General features: G+C 66.6%; 6 protein-coding genes. 3 read left to right on the forward strand and 3 right to left on the reverse strand.

All coding sequences use genetic code 11. The annotated features are described in order from the left end of the window. Positions 1 to 88: 88 nt before the first annotated feature. Positions 89 to 2,209: a RelA/SpoT family protein gene (locus tag N4264_RS21065; protein WP_261694184.1), complete on the reverse strand. Its 2,121-nt coding sequence runs from the start codon at positions 2,207 to 2,209 to the stop codon at positions 89 to 91. Positions 2,210 to 2,517: 308 nt separating this feature from the next. Then, entirely contained in the window at positions 2,518 to 4,155 is a 1,638-nt protein-coding gene (locus N4264_RS21070; RefSeq protein WP_261694185.1) for a hypothetical protein, read from the reverse strand. Positions 4,156 to 4,524: 369 nt separating this feature from the next. On the opposite strand from N4264_RS21070, the gene N4264_RS21075 reads away from it, so the two are divergent. Continuing rightward, complete coding sequence (locus N4264_RS21075) at positions 4,525 to 5,001, forward strand: hypothetical protein (RefSeq protein WP_261694186.1); 477 nt, start codon at positions 4,525 to 4,527, stop codon at positions 4,999 to 5,001. A 47-nt stretch (positions 5,002 to 5,048) separates the two neighbouring features. Here the strand turns inward: N4264_RS21075 and hrpA are convergent, their stop codons facing one another. Next, positions 5,049 to 9,005 (reverse strand): ATP-dependent RNA helicase HrpA, encoded by a 3,957-nt coding sequence (gene hrpA / locus N4264_RS21080; protein WP_261694187.1) that lies wholly within the window; start codon positions 9,003 to 9,005, stop codon positions 5,049 to 5,051. Between the two features lie 260 nt (positions 9,006 to 9,265). Between hrpA and N4264_RS21085 the strand changes: the two genes are divergently transcribed. Then, entirely contained in the window at positions 9,266 to 9,733 is a 468-nt protein-coding gene (locus N4264_RS21085; protein ID WP_261694188.1) for a Dps family protein, read from the forward strand. Between the two features lie 463 nt (positions 9,734 to 10,196). Beyond that, positions 10,197 to 14,072, forward strand: a complete 3,876-nt coding sequence (locus N4264_RS21090; protein WP_261694189.1) for a Calx-beta domain-containing protein — start codon at positions 10,197 to 10,199, stop codon at positions 14,070 to 14,072. The last annotated feature ends 130 nt before the right edge of the window (positions 14,073 to 14,202 follow it).

Here is a 14,202-nt window from a genome sequence, read left to right on the forward strand (position 1 = left end):
GGAATCGGCAGCCGACATACCGCGAGGGACGCGGCTTCGCAGCGCAAGCATAGCATGCGGTCCCCGGCCAACCGGGGCCGCGGAGGGCTCAGGCGAGGCGCCGCGCCTCCATGACATTGGGTACGGCCGAGAGTTTGCCGAGCAGGCTCGAAAGCTGGCCGTAGTCGGTCACGCGTAGCGCGAAGTTCATCGTCGCCAGTCCGGATACGGGATCCACTCGCGTATTGACCGCCACGAGGTGGGCATTGGCGGCGGCAATCACGTTGGTGATGTCCTTGTGCAGCCACTTGCGGTCATAGCCCTTGACCAGCACATCAACCTCATAGGCCTGTTCGCGGCGATTGCCCCACTCCACTTCGATGATGCGGCTGGGATCGCGAATACGAAGCCGCGCCAGGCTGGCGCAGTCCGCACGATGCACGCTGACGCCACGCCCGCGCGTGATGAACCCCATCACCGCGTCGCCGGGCAAGGGCTGGCAGCAACGGGCCAACTGGGTCAGCAGGTTGCCGACACCCTCGATGGTCATCGCATCCTTGTTGCCGGGCTTGGGCGGCCGGAGCGGCGCAGGCGCGGGTGGCTTGGGCGGGGCGACCATTTCGTGCAGCGCGCGCGCTACCTGGGCGGCACCGATATCGCCCAGCGCCAGGGCAACCAGCATTTCGTCGAGTGTCTTGAGGTGAAACCGCGGCGGCAGGCTGTCGAGCTCGACATTGGTCAGCGCCAGCCGCTTGAGTTCCCGATCCAGGATGGTGCGCCCGGCCGCCAGATTTGCCGCGTGATCGATGCGCTTGAACCACGCCCGAACCTTCTCGCGCGCCCGGTGCGTGGTGAGGAAACCGTGCTGCGCACTGAGCCAGTCGCGGCGCGGTGCGGTTTCCTTGCCGGTGAGGATTTCAATACGGTCACCGCTGGCGGGCGCGAAGGTCAGTGGCACGATGCGGCCATTGACCTTTGCACCACGACAGCGATGGCCGACATCCGTGTGCACGTGGTATGCAAAATCGAGCACCGTGGCGCCGAGCGGCAGGTCCATCACCTCGCCGCGCGGCGTCAACAGGTATACCCGGTCCTCGTGCAGATCCGTGCGCAAACCGGCCAGCAGCGCGGCATCGTCGTCCTGTTCGTCCTTCGCATCGAGCAGCTGGCGCATCCAGGCCACCTTGCGCTCGAAACTGGCGTCACCGCCACCGCCCTCCTTGTAGCGCCAGTGCGCGGCCACGCCCAGCTCGGCGTGCGCGTGCATTTCGTGGCTGCGGATCTGCACTTCCAGGGTCTTGCCTTCCGGCCCCACCACCGCCGTGTGCAGCGACTGGTAGTGGTTGCCCTTCGGGCGGGCGATGTAGTCATCGAACTCGCCCGGGATATACGGCCAGAGCGAATGCACTACGCCCAGTGCGGCGTAGCAGGCCGGCAGGTCCTTCACCAGCAGGCGCAGTGCGCGGATGTCGTACAGGGCGGTGAAGTCGCCGCCCTTGCGCTGCATCTTTTTCCAGATGGAGTAGATGTGCTTGGGACGACCGGCGATATCGGCTTCGATACCGGCATCAGCCAGGGCACTGCGCAATGTTGCGATGGCCGTCTTGATGAACGCTTCGCGGTCGGCACGCCGCTCGTCGAGCAGCTTCGCGATCCGCTTGTAGGTATCGGGCTGGGCCAGGCGGAAAGCCAGGTCTTCCAGTTCCCATTTCAGCTGCCAGATACCCAGCCGGTTGGCCAGCGGCGCGTGGATATCCGACGTCAGCTTGGCCAGTGCGCGGCGCTCCGCTTCGGCACTGCGATCAGCGGCGCGCAGTCGCGCCAGCTGGCGCGCGAGCAGGATGAAAACCACGCGCAGGTCGCGGACGATCGCCAGCAGCAGCCGGCGCAGCCCTTCTGAGCTGGTAAGGGTTTCGCGCGCGGCATGCAGCTGCCAGACCTTCTCGGCTTCACGCTGGCCTTCGACCAGGGTCCGCACCGTATCCGGCAGCACGGTACCCGGCTCGGCGGTGTAGAACAGGATGGTGGCGGACAGGGTGTCCTGATCCAGCCCGAGCTCTTCCAGGAGGCTGACGGTCGCAACGATCTCCGCCTCGGGCAGGGCACCGGATTCCAGGCGCGCTTGCGCCGCGTCGCAGGCGGCCCGCAGGGTCGCGTTGATGTCACCGCCCCTTGCAGTGCGCTGGAGCAGCCAGTCGGCTAGTGAATCGACGGTCGACCTGGTTTTCACTCGAACACGACGTCCTGGTGGTTCGCGATGCCCCACTGTACGCCGGGCTGGCGCGGCGTGTCCTGCACGCACGGTGATTTCGGCATGCCCTGTTGCGCATCGTCAAGGCATTAACCGCAGCGAGCGGCGTGAACCACCGGGCCGCCCCCGCCGCATCAGCCGCGCCGCCGGAGGGTCTGATGACCGGCGCGACTCCGGGGCGGTGTGCGTGGCTGCCAACCCCTGAAATGAACCGGGGCGCCATAGGGCGCCCCGGTGGTACCGCAGGATGGATCAGGGAACCGCCAGCGCGCGCCCGTTACGTGCCGTCATTCGCGGATGCGGATGCGGAACGAACGCGAGTTCGAGGCATTGGTCTGCGCACCCGGATAGGACAGCGTCGGGGTATCACGCATCACCACCGAACACAGCACGGAGCCCAGCCCGGGCGGATTGTTGAAGGTGTACCGCAGGCTGAAGGCGTTGCCGGACTGGGTCAGCTTCGGGCTCTGACCGAAGGCGAACGTAATCGTGCCAACCTCCGCCACACAGGCAATATTGCCGCCGTTGACCGTCGGCACGATCGGCACCAGCTCGACGCCCTGCGTCCCCAGTTCGTCGATCGAATCAGCCGGCCCTGGGTAGGCGTACGGGATGAAGGTGCTGATGACACCGCCGCAGGCCGCGGTCTTCGGATCGGCCAGGCTGCAGGTCAGCGTAGGGACGCTATCCGTGGCATCAGGCGGGACGTCAGTGCCAAAATCAAACTGCGGTGCATCGTTGTCGACACTGCTGATCGCCAGCGGAATGCTGCGCGCCACCGTATGACCCAGGCCGCCGCGGGAATCGGTCACGGTGATGTTGAACGACGCCCCGACATTGACGCGCGCGTCGGTGGCAGCATTCAGCGGCAGACCGACGCTGAAGGTACATGTGCGTGTCACCGGCGCAACGGTAATCGGCGTGGTCGAGCCGCAATTGACCGGCACGATCATCGTGGCACCACCGACAATAATCTGGATCTGGTCGTTGTTCGCACGCAGCAGGTTGCCGGCAGTCTCGGGGGTGTCGTCGGTGATGGTGAACGCGAGGTTCTGCAGGGTGGCGCCTTCGCTGATGCCCGTCAGAGTCGCCAGCGAGGTGGTGTCGAGCGTGGGCGCCCGGTCGCTGAGCGTGGTGAAGCTGGCGGCAACGTTGTTGTCGAGGCGGTCTTCCATCCCGTTATAGGTGAACAGGCCCGCGACGGCGATCGGTGCGGTGGTCGTCGGAAGGTCACCCAGGCTGGCACGCAGCGTACGCAGCACGATAAAGCGCGTGTTGACCGACGTGTTCGGCTGCAGGGTGATGTTCTTGGACACGTTCCCGGTGATGACCGGCGACGCGCCGCAGGTGGTCGCACCCATCGCCACTTCACAGTAGCGCGAGATATCAAACACGGACGAGTCATAGCCGTCACGCACGACGTAGGGAATCGCCGTCGTCGCCGACATGACCGGGATGGAGACGTCCAGGTAGTACTTGTACAGGTAGTTGTTGTCGACCGTCGGCAGCTCGACCACGGTCGAGGCAATCACGGCGTCAGGCGTATCTTCGAAGGGCGAGACGAAGAGATTGGCCGTCGGCTTGCGCGTACCGTCGGCCTTGAGGCTGTAGCACACCAGCGACGGGTCGGTCTGAATGGCGAAGGTGGTACCCAGCACCATCGAGGCCACGCCCGCGAGCGGTTGCTGCACGCCACCGGCGATGGGGCCGAATACGAAGTTCCCGCCGCCGGGGATGACACCCGGCCAGGTCACATCCAGTTTGTCATTGGCGTTTCCGCCAACCGTACCGACGTTGGCGCAGATGTAAGGGGCTGTCGTCGTGAATTTGGAAACGCCACCGCCGAAGGTCCAGTTATTGACCAGTGCGTGGTCTTCGTCACCCAGGATCAGCGGGATAGTCGTACCTGCCTTTGCTGGCGTCATTGTCGAAAACGCAACCAGCATCACACCGGCCGTAGCCATACCGCGAATCAACACATGCCTCATCATTCACCCACCAGGATTTGTAACAGGATCGCCCTCGTCCAGTCGCACCCTTGACCGGCACACGATGTCCCTGGTCGAGGCAAGCTCGACAGAACATCCCCGGAGGACCCCAGAAGTCGGGCTGCATCTGCACCCCGGCCGGACCGCCGCTATCACGGCCAAGTATAGGCAGAATCTCGGGTTTTGTTGTTAATTCGCAGTTACATTTCGCGTTTTGCCACATTGGTGCTTGGCTGAGTCCGTTCACACGCGGATACAATCGCCGGCTGCGGGCCGCGACCGGTCCGGCATCTAGGGAGCCATCACATGCAAAAACGCGCGATCCGCGCCGTCCTGACCCTTGCCCTGGCGCTGTCGGGCACCGCCACGGCCGCCGAGTTCTCCACGCTCGAAGAGCGCATGAGCCGCAAGGAATTTGACGCGGCAGGCCTCGGACGCCTGTCCGCCGAGGAACTCAAGGCTCTCAACGACTGGCTGCGCGTCAACGGCCTGGCTCCCGGCGCACCGGTCGCCACCGGCAAGAACCGCACGCCGGAGTTCTACCCGGAAGAAGCCGAGCGCGAGGTGGTCGAAGCCCACATTGCCGGAAATCTGACCGGCTGGCTGGGCAAGACCCAGTTCAAGCTCGATAACGGCCAGGTCTGGCAACAGGCCGAGTCGGGCATGCGCACGGACCTGAACCTCGCCAACCCCCAGGTGCGCATCAAGCCCATGCTGCTGGGCAGCTGGCTGATGTCCATCGACGGCTGCAACTGCAGCCTGCGCGTGCGCCGCGTCAAGTAACGCATTGCCCGCCGCCGGCGTCCCGCACGGAGGCGCCGGCGGCTGGATCAACGTCCACCGAGGGCTTCGACAGCCTTCTGCAGGCGCTTGGGTGACACCGGCTCGGGCGTTTTCAGTTCCTGTGCGAACAGCGACACGCGCAACTCCTCGATCAGCCAGCGCAGCTCGTCCAGTCGCTCCGCATCCGCCTGCCCGCTCGCCCTGAGCTTGAGGTAGTCGCGCCAGTAACCTTGCACCGCGAGCATCCGCGCCTGGTCGCGGGTGGCGTCTTCGCGCAGCCGTTCGGCGCGCAGGCGCATCGCCTTGAGATAACGCGGCAGGTGAATCAGGCGCGATTTCGGCGTCTGGCTGACAAACCCGGGATAGATCATCGCCGCCAGCTGTTCGCGCAGATCGTCGTAGTTTGCCCGGCCATATCCCATCAGCGGCGGCGTCAGGAGCGGTCCCGCTTCGGCATAGGCTGTCAGCACGTCTTCGACCAGTCGCAACCACGCCGTCGCCTGGGCGAACAGGGCGCGGCCCAGCTCCGCCTCGACCTGCTGGAAATCCTCGCGCCGACGGATGTCCAGGTCACGCTGCGACAACAGTTCGCGCAGCGCGGCCTCGACCAGGTCCTCCCGCAGGGAGTCGACGCTGGCGATGCCCGCATACTTGAGCGCGAGCGCGTGATTGATCGGCAATTTCCGGCGCGCCTGCTTGATCCGGTCCGCCAGCGCCCGGCGCAGCAGACGTACGACGCCGCCGCGGTGCGATTGCAAAGCCTCGTCGCGCCGCTCGAAGACGCGCAGCGCCACGCTGTCGCCGAGGTCCACCAGTGCCGGAAATGCGGTCAGGCCACCGTCGCTGAGCAGGGTCGCCGGAATCTCGCCGAAATCAAAACCCGCCACGTCTTCACGCGTGAGTTCCGCGTCGGCAACGCGCGAAAACGCGGCCCGGGCGGCACCGCTCCAGTTGGACTGGATCAGCGCCAGGTCACGCCCTTCCGCCAGCGTCCGTCCGTTGTCGTCGTACACGCGCAGATGCATGGACAGATGCGGCGGCAACGCGATGCCATCGAAGTCCGCTGAAGTCACCTCCACGCCCGTGACGCGCTTGAGGTAGGCCGCCAGGGCCACAGCCAGAGGCTGGTCGGACGGCGGCGTCGCCTCGGCAAAGGCGCGTGCGAAATCCGGCGCCGGCACGAAATTGCGCCGCAGCGCCTTTGGCAGGCCACGAATCAGCTCAGCAACCTTTTCCGGCAGCAGCCCCGGTACCAGCCATTCGCACTGCGCCGCGCTGACGGCGTTGACGAAGGCCAGCGGCAACTGGAGGCTGACGCCGTCCGCCGGATCGCCGGGCAGGAACCGGTACTCCACGCGGAGCTTGTGCCCGCCGAAGGTCAGCCGGGCCGGGAAATCCCGCGCGGCAATCCCCGGGACACTGCCCAGCACATCGTCCAGCGACCAGCGCAGAGCCGCCTGTTCGGCGGGCGTCGCGCGCCGGTACCAGGCATCGAGCGCTGCCGTGGTGGAGATATCCGTCGGCATCTTGCCGGCGAACCAGGCGGCGAGCACGGATTCGTCCTTGAGCAGTCCGCTGCGGCGCTGCTTGGCTTCCAGCTCGCGCGCCTCGGCCAGCACGCGCGCGTTGGCGCGCACGAAATCAGCCTTGGCGTCGAGTTCGCACCGCGCCAGCGCCTGATTCACGAATACCTCGTGCGCCTGCTCCGGGTCCTGCGCACCAAATTGCACCAGGCGCTTTTCCACCAGGGTGAGCCCGAACAGGGTCACCTGTTCGTAGGCCATCACCGCACCGCGCTTGGCTGACCAGTGGACATCCCGCCAGCTGCGCTTGACCAGGTGCGCGGCCAGGGTTTCCACCCATTCCGGCTCGATCCGCGCGCAGAGCATTCCGTATACCTTTTGCAGATCCAGCACCTGGCCGGCGAGCAGCCACGGCGGCGGCGCCTTGGCCAGACCCGACCCGGGAAAGATCTGAAAGCGGCGCTCGCGCGTACTGCGGTAGGTGCCACGCTCGTCACGGTGCCCGACCTGCGTCGGCCAGCCGGCCAGCAGGCATTGGTGCACGGACTGGTACGCCACCGCATCGAGCAACGCGCCCCCTGCTGCCGACGTAGGCACGGCGACGTCACGCGGCACTTCGCCACGGCGTGGCGTACGCGGCGCCGGTGAACGCGCAACCGGTGCTTCGGCCAACACGGGTACGTCATCGCGCCAGCCCATTTCGTCGGTGATCAGCAGCAACTGCCGGTGCAACTCGCGCCATTCACGCATGCGCAGGTAGGACAGAAACCGTGCCTGGCACCAGTCGCGCAGTTTCGACTGGGAAAGGTCCTCGTGCGCCTGCGCATGGGCCTGCCACAGCCGCAGCACGGTCACGAAATCCGATTTCGGATCGACAAATTCGGCATGCGCCTGATCCGCCGCCTGGCGCGCGTCGGCGGGACGTTCGCGCGGATCCTGGATGCTCAGGAAAGCCGCCAGGATCAACAGCTCGCGCAGCGCACCGCGTTCGTGCGCCTCGTACAGCATGCGCGCGAGCGCAACATCGACGGGGATTTGCGCCAATGCGCGTCCGACCGGCGTGAGCCGCTTGCGCTCGTCGATCGCCCCCAGTTCGGCCAGGCGCCGGTAACCGTCGCCGATCGCCCGTTCGGGCGGCGCCTCCACGAAGGGAAATTCAGCCACGTCACCCAGCTTCAGGCTGAGCATGCGCAGAATCACCCCGGCCAGCGAGGAACGCAGGATTTCAGGATCCGTGTAGCGCGCCCGCTGGGAGAAATCCGCTTCGCTATACAAGCGATAGCAAATGCCCGGACCGACGCGTCCGCAGCGCCCCTTGCGCTGCTCGGCTGCCGCCTGCGACACCGGCTCGATATGCAGCCGTTCCAGCTGCGAACGCGGCGAATAGCGCTTCACCCGGGCGGTGCCGGTATCGATCACGTAGCGGATCCGCGGCACCGTCAGCGAGGTTTCCGCCACATTGGTGGCCAGCACGATGCGCCGCTCGGCACCCGGTTTGAATACGCGGTCCTGGTCGTTGGCCGACAGACGCGCGTACAGGGGCAGCACCTCGGTCGCGCGGTACTTGCGCCGGGCCAGCGCCAGATGGGCATCGCGGATCTCCCGTTCGCCCGGCAGGAAGAGCAGCACGTCGCCGCGCGGATCATCCTGGGTGATCTCGTCGACGGCGGCGACGATCTGATCCGTCAGGCTGCTCTCGCCACGTTCGGGCGGCGGGCGCCAGCGCACTTCCACCGGATAGCTGCGCCCTTCGACGTTGACCACCGGCGCAGTGTCGAAATGCGCGGCGAAGCGGGCAGTGTCGATCGTCGCGGACGTGACGATCAGCTTGAGATCCCGGCGCTTCTTCAGCAGGCGCTTGAGATAGCCCAGCAGGAAATCGATGTTGAGGCTGCGCTCGTGCGCCTCGTCCAGGATGATCGTGTCATAGGCGTTGAGCCAGCCGTCGGACTGCGTTTCCGCCAGCAGGATGCCGTCGGTCATGAACTTGACCAGGGACTCGTCCGAAACCTGATCATTGAAGCGGACCTGGAATCCGACCAGGTCACCGACCTGGTTCTCCAGTTCCTGCGCCACGCGGCGCGCGACGCTGCGCGCCGCGATGCGGCGCGGCTGGGTGCAGCCGATCATGCCGGCGACGCCGCGGCCAGCCGCCAGACACAACTTCGGCAGCTGGGTAGTCTTGCCCGAACCGGTCTCGCCGGCCAGCACGACCACCTGGTGGCGTCGGATCAGCTCGACGATTTCCTCACTCTTGGCGGCGATCGGCAGGGATTCATCGATCCGGATGGCTGGAACGCGTGCCGCGCGCGCGGCACGCTGCTGGCGCGAACGGGCGATGTCGGCCGCCAGCGCCGCCAGCTGCTCCGGCGTGGCCTTGTCGCCCGCCTCGCTCTGCCGACGCCAGCGCCCCAGCAGGCGGCCGAAGTCGCGCGTCATCGTTCCATCGATTTGTGCACGCAGGGTTTTCAGGTCAGACATGTCAGGACTTTCGGTGAACGGCCCGGTGGGCCGGCCGGAAGGCGGCTTCCGGTCATCATGGAGGTCGGCGGCGTGCCGGTCGGGTCCGCCTGGGCGTTCTGCGCAGGACACGGGCCGCGCCGGACGGGTGGGGAATCGCCCGAATCGTCCGGCAGAGGCGCCATGATAGCGCGAGCCTATCGAAACGATCACAAGTACCGATTTCCTCCCACCCCGCCGCACCGCTAAGGTGCCGGCATCGACCACCACGGAGCGCTCAGATGGGTATTGATATCGGAATTGCCAAGAAGGATCGGGAAGCCATCGCCAAGGCGCTGTCGCGCCAGCTGGCCGATACCTACACCCTGTACCTGAAGACCCACGGCTTCCACTGGAACGTCACCGGGCCGATGTTCAATGCCCTGCACCTGATGTTCGAGACCCAGTACAACGAGATGTGGCTGGCGCTGGACCAGATCGCCGAGCGCATCCGGGCCCTGGACGTGGCCGCGCCCGGCTCCGGCGCCCAGTTTGCCAAGCTTTCCTCCATCCCCGAGGAGACCGGCGTGCCGGACTGGAAGGGCATGGTGCAGCAGCTGGTTTCCGGCCATGAAACGGCGACCCGCACGGCGCGCGAGCTATTCAAGGTCGCGGAGAAGGCCAACGACCAGCCCACCGCGGACCTCGCCACCCAGCGCATGGAAGCCCACGAGAAAACCGCCTGGATGTTGCGCTCGCTGCTGGCCTGAACCGCCGTCGCGCGCGATCCCCTCCCCTGCCGGGCGGCGGCCTCGACCGCCGCTCGGCCTGCTCGAACCGTCCGGCGGCAAACCCCAGCGAATGGCGCATGTAATGCTGCGCTGATACATGAAAACGTCAAAAACCCGTGCTAGCCTCCGCCACCTTTCGGCAGACAGGGCCGGGTGCCCTGTTCGCCCCGCGGCGAAGGATGTGCCGTTCCGCAGCAACCGCTCGTTGCTCGGCCAGGGAAGCGCGCGCGCTGGGGCGCCGCGTATCGAATAGCAGGATCCACACGGAGACCGCCGGTCTCACCCCGAATCGGCCAGCGCCGACCACCGCGTTTTCAAACGCGGACCGGTGACGGCTTGCCCGCGGGTCGCCGACGGCAGCCGCTCGCACATTGGGTTTCCGAAATCGCCCGTCGCGACGGGCGATCCGGTCGTCTTTTGGTTTGGCTCAGGGGAAAATCAGATGCTCCGTAAGCACCGTGCACTCGTTGCCGGAATCGTGCTGTTGGGGGCTGCGACATCCGCCGAATCGGCGGTGGTCATCAGCCAGGTCTATGGTGGCGGCGGCGGTACCAGTGCCACCTACAAGAACGATTTCGTCGAGCTTTTCAACGCTGGATCCACTTCGGTCAACCTGGCCGGCCTGACTGTTCAGTATGCGAGCGCCACCGGCACGGGAAATTTCGCCGTCGCCGCAACGCCCACCGCCACCCTGGCACCGGGCAAGTACTTCCTCATCCAGTTGGCCAGCAGCGGCACGCCTGGCCTGGACCTGCCTACACCAGACGCCACCGGCACGACCAACATGTCGGCCAGCGGCGGCAAGGTTGTCCTCGTCAATGGCACGAGCGCGCTGGCCTGCAATGGCGGCAACAACGTCTGCAGCGCCGCGCAGTTGGCGCAGATCGTCGATCTCGTCGGATTCGGCGGGGCCAACTTCTTCGAAGGTACCGGCGCCGCGCCGGCGCCGAGCAACATCCTCTCGGACCAGCGCAAGGGCGCCGGATGCACCGAGACCAACAACAACGCCAACGACTTCCTGGCCGCCACGCCCAGCCCGCGCAATTCGGCCGCCTCGGCCAACAGCTGCGGCGTGACCCTGTCGATCGCCGACGCCACCGTCGCGGAAGGCAACAGCGGCACGACCGCTCTTAGTTTCACGGTCAGTCTCAGCGGCGCGGCGCCGGCGGGCGGGGTCTCCTTTGTGGCAACGACCGGCGGCGGAACCGCTACGGCCGGCGCCGACTACAGCGCCCTGTCTTCGGCCCCCTTCAGCATCACCGAAGGCACGACGAGCACGACGGTCACCGTGAACGTCGACGGCGACACCCTGTTCGAACTGGATGAAAACCTGACGGTTACCCTCTCCAGCGTCGTCGGCGCCACCGCGCTCGACACGCAGGCGACGGGCCAGATCACCAATGACGACAGCGCACCGGCCATCAGCATCGGCGACGCGACCGTTACCGAGGGCAACGCCGGCCAGGCCATTGCGACCTTTACGGTCTCGCTGTCCGCCGCCTCCGGCCTCGCGACGACTTTCACCGCGGTGACAGCCGACGACACAGCCCTTGCGTCCGAGCTCGACTACGCCAACACGACGGCGGGCGGCGAAATTCCCGCTGGCAGCACCAGCACGACAGTCGAGGTTCTGGTCAACGGCGACACGACGGTCGAGCCCACCGAAACCTTCTTCGTCAACCTGACCAACCTCGCCAACGCCACGGCCGGTGACGCGCAGGGCCTTGGCACCATCACCAATGACGATGAGTCAGTGGTTCCGGTCCTGTCGATCAACAACACCAGCGTCATCGAAGGTAACAGCGGCACGGCCGACGCCACGTTCACCGTGACCTCGTCCATGGCCGCGCCGGCCGGCGGCATCCAGGTCACCGCCACCACCAGCGACGGCACCGCCACGACGGCCGACAACGACTACGCCGCGCGTAGCGCGACGGTCACCATCCTGGAAGGCCAGACCAGCGCGACGTTCGCGGTCAGCGTGAACGGCGACACCAAGATCGAGTCGGGCGAAACCTTCACGGTGGAGCTGAGCAATCCCAGCGGCAGCGCCACGATTTCCGGCGGCCAGGGCACGGCCACCATCACCAATGACGACGTCGCGCCGAACCTGTCCATCGACGACGCCTCGGTTACCGAAGGGCATTCCGGCCAGGCTCAGCTGGTCTTCCCGATCACCCTGAGCGGCCCTGCGCCGCAGGGCGGCGTGGGCTTCACCGTCACCACCACCGATGGCACCGCCACCACGGCCGACGGCGACTACGCCGCGCAGTCGGGCGTCGCCGGCACCATCGCGGAAGGCCAGAACAGCGGCCAGGTCATCGTCGCCGTCAATGGCGACGCGCGTTTCGAACCGAACGAAACCTTCACTGTGACGCTGGCCGCGGCGACCAACGCCACCCTGGCCGACGCCACGGCCACCGGCACGATCAGCAACGATGACTACCTGGAAATCCACGATATCCAGGGCGACAACGCGGCAACGCCGTTCAACAACCAGGTTGTCGCCACCAGCGGCAACATCGTGACGGGTATCGGCCCGGCCGGCTTCACGATGCAGGCACCGGATGCCCGCGCGGACAGCAACATCAACACCTCGGAGGCGATCTACGTCTACACCGTCACGACGCCGGCCGTCGCGATCGGTGACCGCGTCGACGTCAGCGCCACCGCGACGGAATTCAACGGCCTCACCGAGCTGACCTTCGCCACCGTGACCGTCACCGGCAACGCACAGCCGCTGCCCACGCCGGTCGACTTCGACGCCAGCAGGCCGTCTTCCAACCCGGCCCTGCCGAGCTGCCCGACCAGCGGCAGCAACTTCGAATGCTTCGAGTTCATGCGCGTGCGCGTGGCCGACGGCCTGGTCAGCACCGGCAACCAGCGTTTCGCAAACCCGCCGACGGAAACCTTTGCCGAGGTGTTCATCACGGCCAACGGCCGTCGCGGCGTACGTGATCCGGGCCTGCTGTTCCCGCTGCTCACCACGGCGGGCAATACCCTCGCAGGCGAGTGGGACGGCAATCCGGAGCTGTTCGAGCTGGACGCCGACTATTTCGGCGCCGTACCGAACGGCACGCCGATCTACGGCGGCACGCGCTTCAACGCCGTCGGCGTGCTCGGCTACGACTTCGGCGACTACGAGCTGTGGGCGACCGAATTCAACGTCACCGCGGCCAGCACCATTCCGCGCCCGGTGCGCGACAGTGCCGGCGCCGCCGAGCTGCGCATCGGCGCGTTCAACATGCTGCGCTACTGCGACACCACCAACAGCGCGGGCAGCGGTTCGGATCCCTGCGTCTCGCCGACGCCGACCCAGGCCGTCTTCGATGCCAAGGTGGCACGCCTCTCGCGCTACGTCGCCGACGTGCTGAAGCTGCCGGACGTGCTGGGCGTGGAGGAAGTCGAAAACCTGGCCGTGCTGCAGGCGCTGGCGACCCGGCTCACCACCGATACCGGCGTGCCCTACACCGCCCGCCTGGAAGAGGGCAACGACGTCGGCGGTATCGACGTCGGCTTCCTGGTCCGCACCGACCGCGTCACGATCAACACTGTGACCCAGGTCGGCAAGACGACCACCTGGAACGACCCGACCGGCAGCGCCACGGCGCTGCTCAACGACCGTCCGTTGCTGCTCCTGGAAGCCAGCTTCACCGGCAACGGCGGCATGCCGTTCGCGGTGATGGTGGTGCATCCCAAGGCGCGCAGCTGCACCGACCAGACCGGCGGCGCCAGCTGCCAGCAGGGCGATGTCGACCGCAACCGCCTCAAGCGCTTCACCCAGGCACAGTACGCGGCGCAGCAGATCCAGCAGTTCCAGACGGCCCATCCGAACGTGCCGTTTGCCGTGGTCGGCGACTTCAACGCCTACCAGTTCACCGACGGCTGGGCAGACGTGGTGGGCCTGATGGCGGGCACCTACGACGACGCGGCCAACCTGCTGGACCTGGGTGCCAATATCGTCATGCCGAGCCTGTACAACGCCGTGAACTCGCTGCCGGCGAACGAGCAGTACTCGTTCCTCTTCACCGAGAACTTCGGCCAGTTCCAGGGCTTCAACACGCGCGACGTGCCGACCCTGCAGGTGCTGGACATCGCCCTGCTGAACAGCGCCGCCAAGGCGATGTTCACCGGCTTTGAGTTCGGCCGCGCCAACCAGGACGCACCAAACGAAATCGAGCGCCAGTGCGGCCTTGTGCCGACGCCGGCCCCGCCGGCCTGCCCGCATCCGGCGATCGGCGTCTCCGACCATGACGGCTTTGTCTTCACTCTCGCGACGGATCGGATCTTCCGCAACGGGTTCGAAGCAAGCCCTTGATCGGGGTACACTTCGCGAAGGTATCCATTGGGGCCGGAATTCCGGCCCCAATCTTTTTCGGCTCCCGGATCCGGTCATCGCCCCGCCGGACAGCGCTGGCCGGGCGCCGGCCCGCCGCCCGGCCCGAACC

The sequence above is a fragment of the Tahibacter amnicola genome, assembly GCF_025398735.1.
GTDB lineage: Bacteria > Pseudomonadota > Gammaproteobacteria > Xanthomonadales > Rhodanobacteraceae > Tahibacter > Tahibacter amnicola.

What these genes read in the sequence shown, in the direction of transcription:
- N4264_RS21090 (WP_261694189.1), top strand. Translation starts at nt 10,197, where the DNA reads ATGCTCCGTAAGCACCGTGCACTCGTTGCCGGAATCGTGCTGTTGGGG.
- N4264_RS21070 (WP_261694185.1), bottom strand. Translation starts at nt 4,155, where the DNA reads ATGACGCCAGCAAAGGCAGGTACGACTATCCCGCTGATCCTGGGTGAC.
- hrpA (WP_261694187.1), bottom strand. Translation starts at nt 9,005, where the DNA reads ATGTCTGACCTGAAAACCCTGCGTGCACAAATCGATGGAACGATGACG.
- N4264_RS21085 (WP_261694188.1), top strand. Translation starts at nt 9,266, where the DNA reads ATGGGTATTGATATCGGAATTGCCAAGAAGGATCGGGAAGCCATCGCC.
- N4264_RS21075 (WP_261694186.1), top strand. Translation starts at nt 4,525, where the DNA reads ATGCAAAAACGCGCGATCCGCGCCGTCCTGACCCTTGCCCTGGCGCTG.